This is a genomic window from Kitasatospora sp. NPDC043950, assembly GCF_056435345.1.
In genome coordinates this window covers 1-16,013 of record NZ_JBWKER010000078.1, presented here as the reverse complement: position 1 = coordinate 16,013, position 16,013 = coordinate 1, and the positions used below count along the sequence as shown (strand labels likewise).

Sequence of the window (16,013 nt, the reverse complement as noted above, 5' to 3'; positions counted from 1 at the left end):
TCCCACGCCCCCCCCCAACCCCACCCCCCCCCCCCCCCCCCCCCCCCCCCCCCCCCCCCCCCCCCCCCCCCCCCTCCCGCCCCCCCCCCCCCCCCCTCCCCCCCCCCCCCCTCCGTCGTGTTCCGGCCGCCTCCCGCAGGTGACCTTCGGAGCATGTGCGAGGCGACGATCGGCGCCCTGAGCGGCGCCGTTCGGGGCTACCGGGGCGCCTGGCCGGCTCCGTAGCGTGGCGGGAAACGACCACCACACGAGACGGTCCGAAGGATCGTCCAGCCGAAGGGAGATGGCCCGATGGGGGGTGTGTCCGACAGGACCGGGGGCCCGACCGGTTCCGCCGGTGCGGCGGGTGCCGACGCCGGCCCGCGCACGGCGGTGCTGGCCGCCGCGAGTCACCGGAGCCCCGGCGCGGAGCAGCCGAGGTCCCCGTACCGCGCGATGTCGGACGCCGAGCGGTCCGCGCTCTGGCGCCAGCGGCTGCACGAGGCCGAGGCGGGCCTGACGCGGTACCTGGTGTCGCGTGGGAACGGGCTGCACCTGACCGACTGGTTCGTGCTGCAGTCCGAGCTCTTCGCCGACCTCCCCGCGCCGGACGCCCCGGCCCCGGAGTGGCAGCGGGTGTTCTTCCGCGACCAGGCGCTGATGGAACGTTTCCTCGTGCGCCGCTACGGCGAGGAGGGGCTGGGGGACTGGGCCCGGTCCAATGCCGAGGTGCACCGCGAGGTCGAACCCGACCACGGCCGGGGCGCCGCCGACCCGATCCACCGGATCGCCCGGCAGGCCGAACTGTACGGCTCGGAGTACGAGTTCGACGACGAGGAGCCGCCCGGCGCCGAGCACGCGGCGCTCACCATCACGCACTGCGCGATCTGGGACTACCGCGAGAAGGCCCGCCGCTCGGGCGTCCAGCTGACCCTCGCCTCGCCCTGCACCTACTGCACCGAGGCGCTGTCCGCCAACATCCGCGCCAAGGGCTACCGGCCCGCGCACCGCCTGACCAACGGCCCGACCGGCCACGGCTGCCGCTGGGAGTCGAGCGCCGCGGCCGGGCCCGCCGCCAACGACGAACCGGGGGAGTCCTGAGATGTGCGGTGTCACCGGCTGGATCGACTGGGACACCGACCTGCGCCACCAGGCGCGGACGGTCCGGGAGATGACCGCCACCCTGGCCTGCCGCGGCCCGGACGCGGACGGCGTCTGGCTCTCCCGGCACGCCGCGTTCGGCCACCGCCGGCTGTCCGTGATCGACCTGGACGGCGGGGTCCAGCCGCTCGCCGACCGCCCGGGGCCCGACGCCGGCGCCGTGCTCTGCTACAACGGGGAGCTCTACAACCACCGCGAGCTGCGCGCGCAACTGGAGGCCTTCGGGCACGTCTTCCGGACCCGCTCGGACACCGAGGTGGTCCTGCGGGCCCACCTCCAGTGGGGCAAGGACGCGCCGACCAGGTTCAACGGCATCTTCGCCTACGCCCTGTGGGACGCCGCGCGCGAGGAACTGCTGCTGGTCCGCGACCACCTCGGCATCAAGCCGCTGTACTGGCACGCCCACGCCACCGGGGTGCTGTTCGGCTCCGAGCCCAAGGCGGTGCTCGCGAACCCGCTGTTCCGCGCCGAACTGGACGCCGAGGGCATCGCCGAGCTGTTCGCGCTGCCCGCCGCGCCGAGCGCCGGCCACGGGCTGTTCCGCGGGCTGCACGAAGTCCGGCCCGGCCACCTGGTGGTCGTCGGCCGCGGCGCCACCCGCGAACTCCGCTACTGGCGGTTGGAGTCGGCCGAGCACCGGGACGACGCCGCGACCACCCGCGGCACCGTCCGGGACCTGCTCGCCGACGCCGTCGAACGGCAGCTGATCAGCGACGTGCCGCTGTGCACCCTGCTCTCCGGCGGCGTCGACTCCAGCGCCGTCACCGCGCTGGCCGCGGCCGCCCGCGAGCGGGCCGGCCACGGGAAGATCGCCAGCTTCTCGGTGGACTTCCCCGGCAGCACCGACCGCACCCCGGACGCCTGGCGGACCACCCTCGACGCCCCGTACGTGCAGGCCGCCGCCGAGCACATCGGCACCCTGCACACCACCGTCCTGGTGCCCGACGACGACCTGCTGGACGCCCGCGACGCCGTCCTGCGCGCCCGGGACCGGCCCGGCTGGGGCGAGATGGACGCCTCGCTGCACCTGCTCTTCCGCGAGGTGCGGCGGCGCTCCACGGTCGCGCTCTCCGGCGAGGCCGCGGACGAGATCTTCGGCGGCTACCCGTACTTCCACGACGCGCAGGCCGTCGCCGCGCCCACCTTCCCGTGGCTGCACGGCAAGGCCACGCCGGCGGACCTGCTGCGCCCGGACGTCCGGGCCGAGGTGCGACCCGAGGAGTACACCGCCGCCGCCTACCACCGCTCGCTCGGCGAGGTGTCGCGCCTGCCCGGCGAGTCGGCCGCCGACGCGCGGATCCGCGAGGTCTTCCACCTCGCGCTCACCCGCTGGCTCCCCCCGCTGCTGGACCGGGTGGACCGGGTGTCGATGTCGGTCGGCCTGGAGGTGCGGGTGCCGTTCTGCGACCACCGCCTGGTGGAGTACCTCTGGAACGTCCCGTGGGCGCTCAAGGCGCCGGACGGGCGGGCCAAGGGCCTGTTCCGCGACGCCGTCCGGGACCTCCTCCCGCCGCAGGTCACCGACCGGCCCAAGAGCGGCTACCCGTCCACCCCGGCCGTCCGCTACACCGAGGTGCTCACCGCCCGGGCGCACGAGCTGCTGGCCGACCCGAACGCGCCGGTCTTCGAGCTGGTGGACCGCGAGCCGGTCCGCCGGCTGCTCGCCGAGGGCCGCCCGCTGCCCAGCCCGCGCACCGCGCCGAACCCGGTCGGCGGCCTCGACCACCTGGTCCAGGTCGACGAGTGGCTGCGCGCCTACCGGGTGGGGCTGCGATGAGCGGCCCCGCGGCGGCCGTGACCACGGCGAAGGCCACCGAGGAGGCCTTCCGGGCCGCCTCCCGCGGCTGGACCACCGGGGTCGCGGTGGTCACCACCCGCGCGGACGAGGAGGTCTTCGCCAAGACGGTCTCCTCCTTCAGCACCCTCTCCCTCGACCCGCTGCTGGTCACCGTCGCGGTCAGCCGCCACAGCCCGCTCGTGGCCGCGGCCCGCGCCGCCGGACGGTTCGGCCTCTCGGTCCTGACGGACGGCCAGTCGGCGGTGGCCCGGCGCTTCGCCACACCCGGGGCCGGGCGCGCGCTCGGCGGCTTCACCGCGGTGCCGATGCGGACGGCGGTCACCGGTGCCCCGCTCGTCGACGACGCCCTGGCCTGGTTCGACTGCCGGTTGCACGGCACCCTGCCCGGCGGCGACCACACCATCCTGGTCGGCCGGGTCGCCGCCGCGGACCGCGGCGACGGCGACCCGCTGCTCTACCACGACGGCCGGTACCGCGTGATCGACCCGAAACCCTTGAACCCTTGACATCAAACGGAGTTGGCGCATGACACTGCTGGGCACCATCACCGGCCGCGGCGCACCCGCCACCGCCCGCGGCCTGCTGACCGGCGACCGGTACCGGGCCGAACTGGACGACGGCCGCGAGCTCTACCTCGACGGCAAGCGCATCGCGAACCCCGCCGAGCACCCCGCGTTCCGCCCGGCCGTGGACGAACTGGCCCGCCTGATCGACCTCCAGCACGACCCGGCCCACCGCGACCTGCTCACCTGGGAGGACCCGGACAGCGGCCTGCGGCTCGCCCGCGCCTACCAGCCCCCGCGCACCCTGGAGGACCTGCGGCTCCAGCGCCGCAGCGCCGAGCTGTGGCACGCCGAGGCACTGGGGCAGCAGGGCCGCTCACCCGCCTTCATGGCCTCGATCGCCGTCGGCGTCTACGACTTCCGGCACCAGCTGGCCGGGGCCGACCCGCGCTTCGGCGCCAACGCCGAGGCGTGGTACCGGCACTGCGCGAGCAACGACCTGGTCCTCTCGCACGCCCTCGGCGACCCGCAGATCGACCGCTCCGCCAACCCGCTCGACGACCCGGACCTCGCCCTGCGCGTCGTGGAGGAGAACGATCGGGGCATCGTGGTGCGCGGCGCCAAGCAGCTCACCACGCTCGCCCCGATCGCCCACGAGGTGCTGGTCTACCTCTCGGCGTCGTTCACCGAGGGCCGCGGCGAGCAGTTCGTGACCTGGTTCGCCCTGCCGCTCAACACCCCCGGCCTGATCACCCTCGCCCGCGAACCGCTCGGCAGCGCCTCCTGGGGGCACGCCCACCCGCTCGGCGCGCGGTTCGACGAGCAGGACGCGATGCTCTTCTTCGACGACGTCCTGGTGCCCTGGGACCGCGTCTTCCTGCTGCGCGACGCGAACCTGGCGCGCACCGGCCTCGGCCGGATCAACGCCTGGAGCGCCTACGTCGGCCACATCCGCTACCGCGAGCGGCTGCGGACCCTGCTGGCCAGTGCCACCCTGGTCGCCGAGTCGATCGGCGTGGACGGCTTCCGCAACATCCAGGAGGACCTGGGCCGCCTCGCCGGGTACGCCGAACTGACCGAGTACTTCCTCGACGCCGCCGAGGCGCGCGGCGGCCTCACCGACGGCGGCCTGTTCGCCCCCGGCGACACGGCGGCCTCCCGGGTCTGGTCGGCCGAGGTGGCCGGCAGCGCGGTCGAGATCGTCCGCAGGATCGGCGCCTCCGGGCTGCTCATCCAGCCCACCGCCGGGGACCTCGCCAACCCCCGGCTGCGCCCGCACCTGGACCGCTACATGCGCGGCCGGGACATCGACGCCGAACGCAAGGCCCGGCTCTTCCGGATCGCCTGGGAGCTGACCGGCGACGGCTTCGGCCAGCGCCAGGACCTCTACGAGTACGTGCACCGGGGCGACCTGGCCCGCAACCGGATCAACCTCTTCAAGCGCTACGACCAGAGCGCCGCCCGCGAACGGCTGCTGCACCTGGTCGACCAGGGCGTCGCGGAGCAGCCCGCCGCCGCACAGCCGTCCGCCGCACAGCCGCCGACCGAGCAGCCGTCCACCGAACAGCCGTCCACCGTGGAGGAGAACCAGCCGTGAGCACGTCCGCCGTCGAGATCCAGGCCCGTACCCTCGCGGGGTACGCCGACGCCAGCCGGCTGCGCCAGGTCCAGGACCGGGACTGGGTGCTCGACCAGGTCACCGGAGCCCCCGAGTCCCTGATCGACCTCGGCAGCGGGATCGGCCAGCTGCTCCAGGAGGCCCTGGAGCGCTTCCCCTCCCTGCGGCGCGCCGTCGGCCTGGAACGCTCCGAGCACCGCATCGCCGAGGCCGCCGCCCGGCTCCAGCCCTACGGCGAGCGGGTCGCCCTGCACCGGGCCGACCTCACCGTGCCCGAGCCGCTGCCGTTCCGGGCCGACGTGATCACCCAGACCTCGGTGCTGCACTGGCTGTACCCGGACGAGGAGCGGATCTTCGCCTGGGCCGCCGCCCACCTCGCCCCCGGAGGCCGCTTCCTGCTCACCACCTACCACCCGGCCCGGGACGAACGCGGCCTCGGCGGTGAGGACGAGCTGGTCCGCGAGGCCCTGGTCGCCCTCGGCACCCCGTACGACGAGGTGCCCGGCGTCCTGGAGCGCGCCGGGGTGCTGCCGATCGCGACCCGGACCAGGACCGCCGACGAGCTCGCGGCGGTGGTGGGCCCGCACCTCGCGGTGGCCGGCCACCTGGAGCGCGACGCCGTGGTCACCGTCGACGGCGCCGCCCAGTACGAGCACTTCCACGCCGCCACCTTCGGCGACTACTACAGCCGTGCGGTGCCGGCGCAGCAGCGGCCCGCCTTCTTCCGCGCGGTCGGCGAGAGCGCCTGGCGCCGGCAGCAGGAGCGCGGCCACGTCAGCCACATGCCCGTCCGGCTGTGGCAGCTGACGTCTCGTTAACAACATGTGTAGCCCGCCGCTCACCCCTGGGGTGGGCGGCGGGCTGCGTCTACGCTGGTGGCAGCCCACACCCCCCGCATTCGACGGCACCGACCAGGGCCGAGGAGCCAACCGTGTCAACTCCCCCCGCAGGCAGGGAACTCGGCGCCTTCCTGCGCGCCCATCGTGAGCTCCTCAAGCCCTCCGACGTCGGCCTCACCGCCACCACCCGGCGCCGCACCCCCGGTCTGCGCCGCGAGGAGGTCGCCTCCCTCTCCGGCGTCGGCCTGGCCTGGTACACCTGGGTCGAGCAGGGGCGGGTCACCGCCTCCCGGCAGGTGCTGGAGGCGATCGCCCGGGTGCTGCGGCTGGACGCGGCCGGGCTGCGGCACGCCATGCGCCTGGCCGGCTACCACGAGCCGACGGCGGCCGCCGCCTCGGAGGACGGCGCCGACCGGCTCGCCGAGGCCATCCGGCCGGTCCTGGACTCCTGGCCCACCAGCCCGGCCGTCCTGCTCGACCGGCACTTCGACCTGCTCGGCTGGAACGCTGCCTGGGTCGCGCTCTGGGGCTCGCCCGAGTTCGTCCCCGCGGACCGGCGCAATCTGATGTGGGTGATGGCCGCCGACCACCGGGTGCGGGCCGTGTTCCGCGACTGGGAGCCGCTCGCGATGAACGTCTTCCAGCAGTTCCGGGCGCAGGCCGGCCCCGCCCTGGCCGACCCCCGCACCGGCGAGGTCTACCGGCACCTGGACGAGGACGCGCCCGAGTTCCGGCACTGGTGGGGCTGCCACTCGGTGGCGGAGCTGACCGTCCGCACCGTCACCGTCGAGCCGGCCGGGCTCGGCCCGGTCCGGCTGACGCTGTCGTCCTTCCACCCGGTGGACGACCCGACCGCGACGGTGCTGCTGTTCACCCCGCACGGCGCCGCCGACCGGGCGCGGATGACCGAACTGGTCGATCATCCGTTGCGCGCGGTCGGCGGCGTGGAGGGGGAGCGCCGGGTCGGCTGAGCCGCCGGTCGCCGGTCCCCCGGGGCGGCCCGGCCGTTCCGGCGGGGCCTCAGGTGCCCGATGCGGTGGACCGGCGCAGGCCGAGGCTGACCGCCAGCGCGCCCAGGGCGGCCACCAGCGCGAGCCCGGTGCCGATCAGCAGGGTGCCGTCCGCGACGTTGCCGAACGTGCCGATCGCCCAGGCGCCGAGGCCGGTGCCCGCGTACATGGTCGAGGTCAGCCACGCGCTGGAGGTCGCCCGCAGCTCCGGGGCGATGGTGCCGGCCAGCGTCTGCTGGTCCGTCACGAAGCCTCCGGAGGCCAGGAACCACACCACCACGCCGGCCAGGGCGAGGACCAGGCCGGGCCCCTTGGCCGCCAGCGCGACGCCCGCCGCCAGCAGCACGCCCCACAGCGGCAGCAGCGGCAGGTCGGAGCGCCCGGCGGTCCTGGCCCGGTCCCCGAGCCGGCCGCCCAGCAGCGAGCCGACCAGGCTGCCCGCACCGACCAGCACGCCCACCAGGCCCAGGGCCTGCACCGACAGGTCGAAGCGCTGCACCAGCACCGCGCCGAGGAAGGTGTAGGCGCCCAGGTTGGCCGTGTTGAACACCGTGTTGACCAGCAGGGCGCGGCGCAGCGTCGGGTCGGCCCAGCCCGCCAGGATCGCCCGGACCGCCCCCACCTGCGGCGCGTCCGCCTGCGCCGAACGGCGCTGGACCTGGCTCAGCAGCAGCGGCACGGCCGCCGCGGTGCCGATGGTCAGCGCCCAGAACGCCGACCGCCAGCCGGCCAGCCCGGCGAGGAAGCCGCCGAGCGGCACGCCGATCACCTGGCCGCAGGAGAACAGCGCCATGCCCAGGCCGAGGGCCCGGCCGCGCACCGCCTCCGGCGCGGTCTCGGCGATGTGCGCCCAGATCGCCGGCCCGGCCGCCGCCGCCGCCAGCCCGGCCACCGCGCGGGAGACGACCAGCAGCGTCAGCCCGGTGGAGAGGGCGGCCGCCGCGTTGGACACGACGAACAGCACGGTGCCCGCCACCAGGGTGCGGCGGCGGCCGAACCGGTCGCTCAGCAGCCCGAGGAAGGGCGCCGCGACGGCGTACACCAGCACGTAGGCGGTGACGCTGGAGGCGGCGGCCGCCTCGGTGGTGTGCACCGAGTCCGCGATGGTCGGCAGCAGCGGCGACACCAGGAAGGTCTCCGTGCCGAACAGGAACAGCAGGAGGAACACTCCCGCGTAGCGCCACCGTTCGAAGGCCTGGGCCGGCGCCAGGGGCGGGACGTCCTCGGCCTGTTCGGGTCGGGGCGGGTCGGAGATGCTGCTCACAGCGATCACCACCTTGTCGTGCGAGGGAGCGGCCGGGCCTTCGGACGGCAGGCGCGAGCGGCCGCGACGGGAGGGCAGGAGTCCGATGCGGCCATCCTGCGGACGGCCCTCGCGGCCAGCCAGACAGGCGGTCATCCTGTGACCCCAGGTCACAGGCTGCCGCCCTGGTCCGGCCGGTGCCACGGCCTGTCGGTGGCCTGTCGGCGGTCCGGCGGTCGCTCGTCGGTCGTGTCAGCGTCCTGTGAGCGACCTGTCGGCCGCCGTGGCGAGACTGGCGGCACGACATCGACTCACGGGAGGTCCACTATGTCGAGCACCATGTCGAACAGCACCCGACCGCACCACTCGCGCACGACCTCGGTCCTGATCTCCGGGGCGGGGATCGCCGGCACCGCCCTCGCCTACTGGCTGGAGCGCTACGGCTTCCACGTCACGGTCGTCGAGCGCGCCCCGGAACTCCGGGGCGGCGGACAGGCGGTGGACGTGCGGGGCAACGCGCTGGAGATCATCGAGCGGATGGGCCTCCTGGAGGAGGTCCGGGCCCGCAGGACCGGACTGCGCGGCATGTCCCTGGTCGACGCGGACGGCCGCGAGCTCAAGCGCACCACCGAGTGGACGGCCACCGGGGGCGCCGTGGACGGCCCGGACGTGGAGATCCTGCGCGACGAACTGGCCGCCCTGCTGGCGGGGGCGGCCCGGCCCGGCGTCCGGTACCGGTTCGGCGAGTCGATCGACACCCTCGTGCAGCACGAGGAGGGCGTCCAGGTCCGCTTCACCAGCGGCGACGAGCAGTCCTTCGACCTCGTCGTGGGCGCCGACGGCCTGCACTCGAACACCCGCCGCCTGGTCTTCGGCCCCGAGGCCGACTACCTGCACCCGACCAGCATCTACATCGCCGGCTGGAGCGCCCCCAACCACCTCGGCCTCGACCACTGGGAGGTCATCCACCAGCCCAACGGCCAGGCCGCCTGGGGCTGCATGGCGATGACCGTCCGGGACAACAGCGAGCTGCGCGTCTTCGCCGTCTTCACGTCCGACGAGCCGGTCGGGGACCTGCTGCCGCGCGACCTCGCGGAGCAGCGGCGGCTGGTGGCCGAGCGCTGCGCCGGGATGCGCTGGGAGGTGCCGCAGTTCCTCAAGTCCCTGGGGGAGGGGGACGCCTTCCACTACGACGTGGTCGCGCAGATCCGGATGGACCGCTGGTCGCAGGGCCGGGTCGCCCTGCTCGGCGACGCCGGGTACTGCTGCTCCCCGGCCACCGGCCAGGGCACCAGCGTGGCCCTGACCGCCGCCTATGTGCTGGCCGGGGAACTGCACGCGGCCGACGGCGACCACGAGGCCGCCTACCAGGCCTACGAGCAGCGGCTGCGCGGCCATGTGGCGGCCAATCAGGCCATCCTCGACCACACCAGGGGCCGGTTCGAGACCACGGAGGCCGACTCCGAGGGGGTCGAGGGCTTCGACCGGCCCGGCCCCGAGCTGGGCGAGGCCTTCCGCGCGGCCACGGTCTTCGACCTGGCCGAGTACTGACCGACCCCGCCGCCCCCGCCGCCCCCGCCGACCCCGCCGCCCCGCAGGTCGGCCACGGGTGGTCGCGATCACCAGGTAAGTGAGGTTAGGCTAACCAAACTTGATGGACGGTCGAGGGTGAGGGCGGTGCCGGGGATGCACAGTCAGGGTGAGCCGGGGCGGGCGCGGACACGGGACGGCCGGGAGCTGTTCTACATGCGGCGGCCGGGGCCCGGCGGCGAGGGCGTGCCGACGGTCGTGCTGGAGGGCGGGCTCGCCTCCAGCCGCTCGTACTGGGCGCCGGTGCAGCTCAGGCTGGACGGGGTCGCGGCGACGGTGGCGTACGACCGCAGCGGGCTCGGCCGCAGCGCGCCGGATCCGGCGCCGCGCCCGCTGCGCCGCCTCGCCGAGGACCTCGACGACCTGCTCGACCACCTCGGCGGCCTCGGCCACGGGCCGTTCGTCCTGGTCGGGCACAGCTGGGGCGGGCCGATCGTCCGGATCGCCGCCGCGGCCCGCCCCGAGCGGATCGCGGGCCTGGTGCTGGCCGACCCGACGGACGAGTCCTGCGACCTGGTGTTCGCGCCCTCGGTGCGCCGCCAGGAGCGGATCGGGCAGGCGGTCAGCATGCTGCTGGCCCGCACCGGCCTGCTGGCCCGGGCCTTCCGCCCGATGCTCGACGCCCTGCCGGCGGACGCCGCGGCCGAGATGCGCGAGGAGGGCTTCACCGTCTCCACCATCCGCACGAGGGGTGCCGAACTCGGCTCCGTCGTCGCGGACTTGACCGCCATGAAGGAGAACCCGCCGGCCCTCGGCGGCATCCCGCTCACGGTGGTCTCGGCCGCCCGGACCTCGACCGGCATGGGCCCGAAGGTCCGGGAGGCCGTGAACGCCTCGCACGCCCACCGCGTCGGCCGGGCCGAGGTCGGCCGCCACGTACTGGCGGCCGACGCCGACCACATGGTGCCGACCAGCGACCCCGACGCCCTGGCGCGGGAGATCCGCCGGATCGTCGAAGGTATCTCAGCTGTCTAGGACTTGATGGCTCGTCAGTTCTTGATGATCTCCAGACTGGCGACAGTGCCCGGAACGCTGCCGGGGTAGGTGTTGCCGCCGAGGTGGAAGGTGTGGCCGTCCGAGCCCTGGCCGGGGCCCGGGCGGGCCGGGGCGTCAGCGGCGCAGGGCGCCGTACCGGGAGGCGTAGGTCGTCAGGCCGTCCGCCGTGGCCCCGGCCCAGCCCACGTATCCGTCGGGGCGGATGAGGAACACGCCGGTGCCGTAGGCCTCGTAGTCCGGGATGCGGACCACCGGGCAGGCGGTCTGCGGGAGCGGGGACTCGGTCCCGACCGCCAGCAGGGTCCAGTGCGGTCCGCGGAAGGCGTCGAAGAGCCGGACGCCACCCCGGCGCCCGTCCGGTGCGCGGTCCCCGGCCCGCAGGGCGCCCTCCGGCAGGGCTGGGCGGGTCTCCTCGGCCAGCGACGACTCCCGGTAGCCGAGGCCGAGTTGCTGGGTCGCCCGGCCCCGGCGGGCCTCGCCGTGGTGGACCCGGGTCGACAGGTCCAGCATCGCCGCCGCAGTGGGGCGGCGCTCCTCCTCGTAGGTGTCGAGCAGGGCGTCCGGGGCCGCGCCGCCGAGCACGGCGGCCAGCTTCCAGCCCAGGTTGTAGGCGTCCTGGACGCTGGTGTTGAGGCCCTGCCCGCCGGCGGGGGAGTGTACGTGCGCCGCGTCGCCCGCGAGGAACACCCGGCCCGCGCGGAAGCGGTCCGCCAGGGCCGCCCGCGGCCGGAACTCGGAGGCCCAGCGCACTCCGGTGACCTGTTCGGCGGTCAGGTGCGAGCGGGCGGCGACCACGTCGCGGATGCCGTCCAGGGACGCGTCGACGGTCGTGTCCTGCGGGTACTGCGCCACGAGCTGGAACTCGTCCGTGCCGGGCAGCGGGCACAGGGCCAGCAGGCCGCCGAGCGGTCCGCGCCCGGCGGCGCCGTCGCTGGGCGGGAAGACGTGCCAGTGGTCGCGGTCGAGGCCGGTGACCAGGACGTCCGCGACCAGCATCGGGTCCGGGTCGACGACCTGCCCGGTCATGCCGATGCCGAGCAGCCTGCGGACCGCCGACCGTCCGCCGTCGGCGGCGACCGCGTACCGCGCCCGGACCGGGGCGCCGGTGGCGAACTCGGCGGTGACGCCGTCCGCGTCCTGGGCCAGGCCCACCAGTTCGCGTCCGAAGGCGACCGAACCGCCGAGGGCGCGCAGCCGGTCGTGCAGCACCTGCTGGGTCCGCCACTGCGGCAGCATCAGCGTCTCGGTGTGGGGCTCGGCCTCGGAGGGCTCGGTCGGTTCGTACATGCGGCGTTCGTCCTGCGGCTCGCCGTCGCGCCAGAACAGGTTCGGCGGGTAGTGCCCGGAGGCGGCGCGGATGTCGGCCAGTACCCCGAGGTCGTCCAGGACCTCCAGGGTGCGGGGCTGGAGGCCCTTGCCGCGGGAGCCGGGGAAGAGCCCGCTCTCGCGTTCGACGAGCTGTGCGGTGATGCCGTGCCGGGCGAGGTCGACGGCGAGGGCGAGGCCGGTCGGTCCGGCTCCGACGATCAGGACGTCGGTGTGCGGGTCGGTGGCGCGGGTGGCCATGAGCATCTCCTTAACGTTGTTAAGTGGTCGCTGCTGGAAGACTGCACTTAACGTCGTTAAGCTGTCAACCGTGACGCCGCAGAGAACCCCGAAGCTCGACCGCCGGACGGTCGTCGACACCGCACTGACACTCCTGAACGAGGTGGGCCTGGACGGCCTCACCCTGCGCGCCATCGCCGCCGCGCTGGAGGTCAAGGCACCGGCGCTGTACTGGCACTTCAAGGACAAGCAGGCGCTGCTCGACGAGATGGCGACCGAGATGATGCGGCGCGCGGCCGCCGGTCCGTCCCGGATCCCCCCGGCGGCGGACTGGCGGGAGGCCTACCTGGCGACGATGCGGGGGCTGCGGGCCGAACTGCTCCGCTACCGCGACGGGGCCAGGGTCTACAGCGGAGCCCGGTTCACCGACACCTCGTACGCGGCGGGGCTCGAAGCCGGGCTGCTCCTGCTCACGGGGGCGGGCTTCACCCCGCAGGCGGCGGCCCGCGCCTGGTACACGGCGTACAGCTACACGATCGGCTACGTCATCGAGGAGCAGGCCATGGGCCCCAACCCCTTCGACGGCGAGGAGGGCTACGACCTGGACGCCCGGGCCGAGCGGCTGGCCGCCCACCCGCTCGCCGCCGAAGCCGGCCGGGTGATGTTCCAGGACTTCGACCAGGGCTTCGAGCAGGGCCTGGTGGCGGTCCTGGCCGGCGTCGAGGCGACGCTGCTCGTGCGGTAGCCGTACGGACCGCGGGGGTCGGCGGCCGGGCCCGGGATCAGGAGGCCGGGGCCGGGATCAGGGGGCGTCCGGCGCTTGCGCCGCGCAGGCGGCCAGGGCGGCCAGGCGGTCCACCTCGACCCATTCGTCGAGGTGGAGGCCGATCAGGTGGTGGCCCCGGCTCCACGGGTGGTCCGCGGCGGGAGGGGAGGGCGGCGGCGTGGGGGAGTCGGCGTGGTGGAGGTACCAGGAGCTGAGGCGTTCCAGGGCGGCGCGGCGCTCGGCGGTACCGGTCTCGGCGGTGCAGCGTTCGGCGGCGTAGAGGCGCAGGAGGTCGTTGAGCCGGTAGCGGTGGCGGTCCTCGTGGGTGAGCAGGTGGGCGGTGGCCAGGTGGTCGAGGACGGGCCGGACGGCGGCGGTGGGGGTGTCGGTCAGGGCGGCTGCCGCGCCGGAGCTGACGCCGACGGCCGGGGCCAGGGCGAGCAGCCGGAGCAGGGATCGGGCCTCGGCGGGGAGCGAGCGGTAGGAGAGGTCGAAGGCGGCGCGGACCGCCGAGGTGGCGTCACCGTCGATCTGTAGGGCGCTCAACCGGTGTTCCGCGTCGAGGAGTTCGGCGGCGTGGTCGGCGAGGCTGCGGCCCGGGAAGGCGGCGAGGCGGCTCGCGGTGATGGCCAGGGCGAGGGGCAGTCGGCCGCAGGCGGCGGTGAGTTCGGCCGCGGCGTGCGGCTCGGCGCGGGTGCGGTGCTCGCCGGCGATGCGGGCCAGGAGGCGGAGGGCCTGATGGGCGGGCAGGACATCGAGCACCAGGGGGCGGGCGCCGTTGCGGGCGGTCAGGCCGTCGAGTCGGGTGCGGCTGGTGACCACCGTGCGGCAGTCCGGGGCACCCGGCAGCAGCGGGCGGACCTGTTCGGCGTCGCGGGCGTTGTCGAGGACCACGAGCAGTCGGCGGTCGGCCAGCAGGGAGCGGTAGAGCGCGGCCGCCTCGTCCGGCGCTGCGGGGATCCGGTCGCCGGGCACGCCGAGGGCGCGCAGGAAGCGGGCGAGGACGGTGTGCGGGTCGAGGGGCGCGGCGACGGAGTAGCCGTGCAGGTCGGCGTAGAGCTGGCCGTCCGGGAACCGGTCCCGGGCGCGGTGGGCCCAGTCGACGGCCAGGGTGGTCTTGCCGACCCCGGCCGGGCCCGAGAGCGCGCACACGGGGACGGCTGCGCCGGTGGCACCGGTCGCGGGCGTCGTGAGCAGCGAGTCCAGGACGCGAAGCTCCGTGCCGCGTCCGACGAAGGTGGGAAGTGCGGGCGGGAGTTGGGCGGGCGGCGGCGCCTCCACCGGGGGTGCGGCCGCTGGGGGTGCCGCCATGGGCGGTGCGGCCACGGGGGGTGTGGCCACCGGGGCCGCTGCGGTCGGCGCCGCCTCGGGGCGGACCGGTTCGGTGGCCAGTAGTTCCAGGTGCAGCGCCCGCAGCTCCGGCCCGGGGTCGAGCCCGAGTTCGTCGGCCAGCCGCTCGGCGAACCGGCGGTAGGCGGTGAGCCCCTCGGGCGCGCGCCCGGAACCGTGCAGTGCGCGCATCAGCTGTCCGGTGAAGCGTTCCCGGAGCGGGTGGTCGACCACCAGCGCGGTCAGCTCGGGGACGGCCGCGCGGTGCCGGCCGAGGGCGAGCTCCAGATCGAGGCATTCCTCCCAGGCGGTCAGTCGCAGTTCGTCCAGCGCGACCGCGCCCGGGGCGTCCGCGTCCACGGCGAGTCCGTCCAGTGCGGGGCCGCGCCACAGGGCGAGCGCTTCGCGGAGCCCGTCGACCGCCGCCGGGGATCGTCCGGCGGCGGCCTCGCGGCGGGCGAGGGCGAGTCGGTCGGTGAAGGCGCGGGCGTCCAGGCGGTGGCCGGTGAGCGTGATGCGGTAGCCGCGGCCGTCGGTCAGCAGCACCGGCGGTGCGTCCGGGTCGGCTTCGGCGAAGCGGCGCCGCAACACCCCGGCGAGGTTGCGGACCTGGCGGGTGGCGGTGGCCGGTGGCCGCTCGTCCCAGACGGCGTCGACCAGACGGGCGACGGGAACGGAGATGTCCGCGTTGAGCAGCAGGGCGGCGAGCAGTCGCTCCTGCCGGGAGCCTTCGGAGGGGACGCGCCTCCCGTCGCCGGTCCACACCTCCAGCGAGCCGAGGATCCTGAACTCCAAGTGTCCCTCCCTGGGATCCGCGGGCCGGGCCGGACCGTCGCTGCGCGTGGATGGGCACGGGCGGTGATGGATCAATGACCAGATCATGCCAGTTGTGTGCGTCCGGTTGAGACCTTTGCTGTGCACCGGCCGAAACGAGCCGGTCGCCTGACGAGACGCCTCGAACCAGGAGCAGTTGATGAACCGTCTGAAGAAGGTCGTCGCCACCGCGACCGCCGTCGCCGCAGCCGCCCTGATCCCGCTGTCCGCGGCCCCGGCCGAGGCCGCCACCGGACCGGGCACCCACCTGGGGATGACCTGGTCCGTCGTCGCCTACGGCCCGGAGGGCACTGTCCAGGTCGGCGGCCCCGGGGGCAGCCCGAGCAACGCCTACAACGGCGACACCGCGCCGTCGGTCTCGCTGCCCGTGCTCTGCCTCAACGTCGACGGCAGCCCGGCCCCGTCCGGGATCAGCATCGGCTTCTACAACGGTTGGGCACAGGGCACCGTCGCCCTCAGCCAGCCGGTCAAGGGCGCCCGGCTCAACAGCCGGGCCGCGGCGGACAGCCTCTGCCAGGCCTCCTTCGGGGCCGGCTGGCGCGAGGCCGAGTTCCACGACGGCCACTTCGGGTCCGACCTGGCGCAGACCGGTGGCTGGACCTTCTGGGCCTACGGCAACATCCCCAACAACACGCGGTTCTGGACGGCCATCAACGACCAGGCGGCCAACCCCTGGAACTGACCGGCGCCTGGAACCTCCGGGACTGCCGGCAGAAGGGGGGGGGGGGGGGGGGGGGGGGGGGGGGGGGGGGGGGGGGGTGGGGGGGGGGCTATCCGCAGCATCCCCCACCCCACCCACCCA

13 protein-coding genes are annotated in these 16,013 nt (G+C 75.1%); 10 read left to right on the top strand and 3 right to left on the bottom strand.

The annotated features are described in order from the left end of the window. The first annotated feature begins 300 nt into the window (after positions 1–300). The 6 genes from AC07BF_RS34425 (at position 301) to AC07BF_RS34400 (ending at position 6,869) form a co-directional block, all read left to right on the top strand. Entirely contained in the window at positions 301–1,080 is a 780-nt protein-coding gene (locus tag AC07BF_RS34425; protein WP_363589405.1) for a hypothetical protein, read from the top strand. A gap of 1 nt (position 1,081) precedes the next feature. Next, a complete protein-coding gene (asnB, locus tag AC07BF_RS34420) occupies positions 1,082–2,917 on the top strand; it encodes an asparagine synthase (glutamine-hydrolyzing) (RefSeq protein WP_363628413.1) in 1,836 nt (611 codons plus the stop codon). Beyond that, on the top strand, positions 2,914–3,444 hold the full coding sequence (locus AC07BF_RS34415) for a flavin reductase family protein (protein WP_079135392.1): 531 nt from the start codon (positions 2,914–2,916) through the stop codon (positions 3,442–3,444). The genes asnB and AC07BF_RS34415 overlap by 4 nt, the downstream gene beginning before the upstream one ends. Before the next feature lie 19 nt (positions 3,445–3,463). Further along, a complete protein-coding gene (locus AC07BF_RS34410) occupies positions 3,464–5,038 on the top strand; it encodes a 4-hydroxyphenylacetate 3-hydroxylase family protein (protein WP_363589401.1) in 1,575 nt (524 codons plus the stop codon). Further along, positions 5,035–5,877: a class I SAM-dependent methyltransferase gene (locus AC07BF_RS34405; RefSeq protein WP_400987037.1), complete on the top strand. Its 843-nt coding sequence runs from the start codon at positions 5,035–5,037 to the stop codon at positions 5,875–5,877. Before AC07BF_RS34410 ends, AC07BF_RS34405 begins: the two co-directional genes overlap by 4 nt. 113 nt (positions 5,878–5,990) lie before the next feature. Then, positions 5,991–6,869: a helix-turn-helix domain-containing protein gene (locus tag AC07BF_RS34400; RefSeq protein ID WP_244293271.1), complete on the top strand. Its 879-nt coding sequence runs from the start codon at positions 5,991–5,993 to the stop codon at positions 6,867–6,869. A gap of 49 nt (positions 6,870–6,918) precedes the next feature. Here AC07BF_RS34400 and AC07BF_RS34395 read toward each other — a convergent pair whose 3' ends face one another. Continuing rightward, positions 6,919–8,172, bottom strand: coding sequence for an MFS transporter (locus AC07BF_RS34395; RefSeq protein ID WP_363628416.1), 1,254 nt, complete (start codon positions 8,170–8,172; stop codon positions 6,919–6,921). Between the two features lie 306 nt (positions 8,173–8,478). Here AC07BF_RS34395 and AC07BF_RS34390 point away from each other — a divergent pair, with 306 nt between their 5' ends. Then, positions 8,479–9,702, top strand: a complete 1,224-nt coding sequence (locus tag AC07BF_RS34390; protein WP_400987039.1) for an FAD-dependent monooxygenase — start codon at positions 8,479–8,481, stop codon at positions 9,700–9,702. Positions 9,703–9,837: 135 nt separating this feature from the next. Continuing rightward, positions 9,838–10,716: an alpha/beta hydrolase gene (locus AC07BF_RS34385; RefSeq protein WP_400803009.1), complete on the top strand. Its 879-nt coding sequence runs from the start codon at positions 9,838–9,840 to the stop codon at positions 10,714–10,716. A 135-nt stretch (positions 10,717–10,851) separates the two neighbouring features. Here AC07BF_RS34385 and AC07BF_RS34380 read toward each other — a convergent pair whose 3' ends face one another. Beyond that, positions 10,852–12,303, bottom strand: coding sequence for an FAD-dependent monooxygenase (locus tag AC07BF_RS34380; protein ID WP_400987043.1), 1,452 nt, complete (start codon positions 12,301–12,303; stop codon positions 10,852–10,854). A gap of 70 nt (positions 12,304–12,373) precedes the next feature. Here AC07BF_RS34380 and AC07BF_RS34375 point away from each other — a divergent pair, with 70 nt between their 5' ends. Continuing rightward, positions 12,374–13,027 carry a TetR/AcrR family transcriptional regulator C-terminal domain-containing protein gene (locus AC07BF_RS34375; RefSeq protein ID WP_363633749.1) on the top strand — a complete coding sequence of 218 codons (654 nt, stop codon included), beginning with the start codon at positions 12,374–12,376 and terminating at the stop codon, positions 13,025–13,027. Between the two features lie 57 nt (positions 13,028–13,084). On the opposite strand, the gene AC07BF_RS34370 is transcribed toward AC07BF_RS34375, so the two are convergent. Then, entirely contained in the window at positions 13,085–15,172 is a 2,088-nt protein-coding gene (locus AC07BF_RS34370) for an AfsR/SARP family transcriptional regulator (RefSeq protein ID WP_363589387.1), read from the bottom strand. A 178-nt stretch (positions 15,173–15,350) separates the two neighbouring features. Between AC07BF_RS34370 and AC07BF_RS34365 the strand changes: the two genes are divergently transcribed. Next, positions 15,351–15,893 carry a hypothetical protein gene (locus AC07BF_RS34365; protein WP_363589385.1) on the top strand — a complete coding sequence of 181 codons (543 nt, stop codon included), beginning with the start codon at positions 15,351–15,353 and terminating at the stop codon, positions 15,891–15,893. The last annotated feature ends 120 nt before the right edge of the window (positions 15,894–16,013 follow it).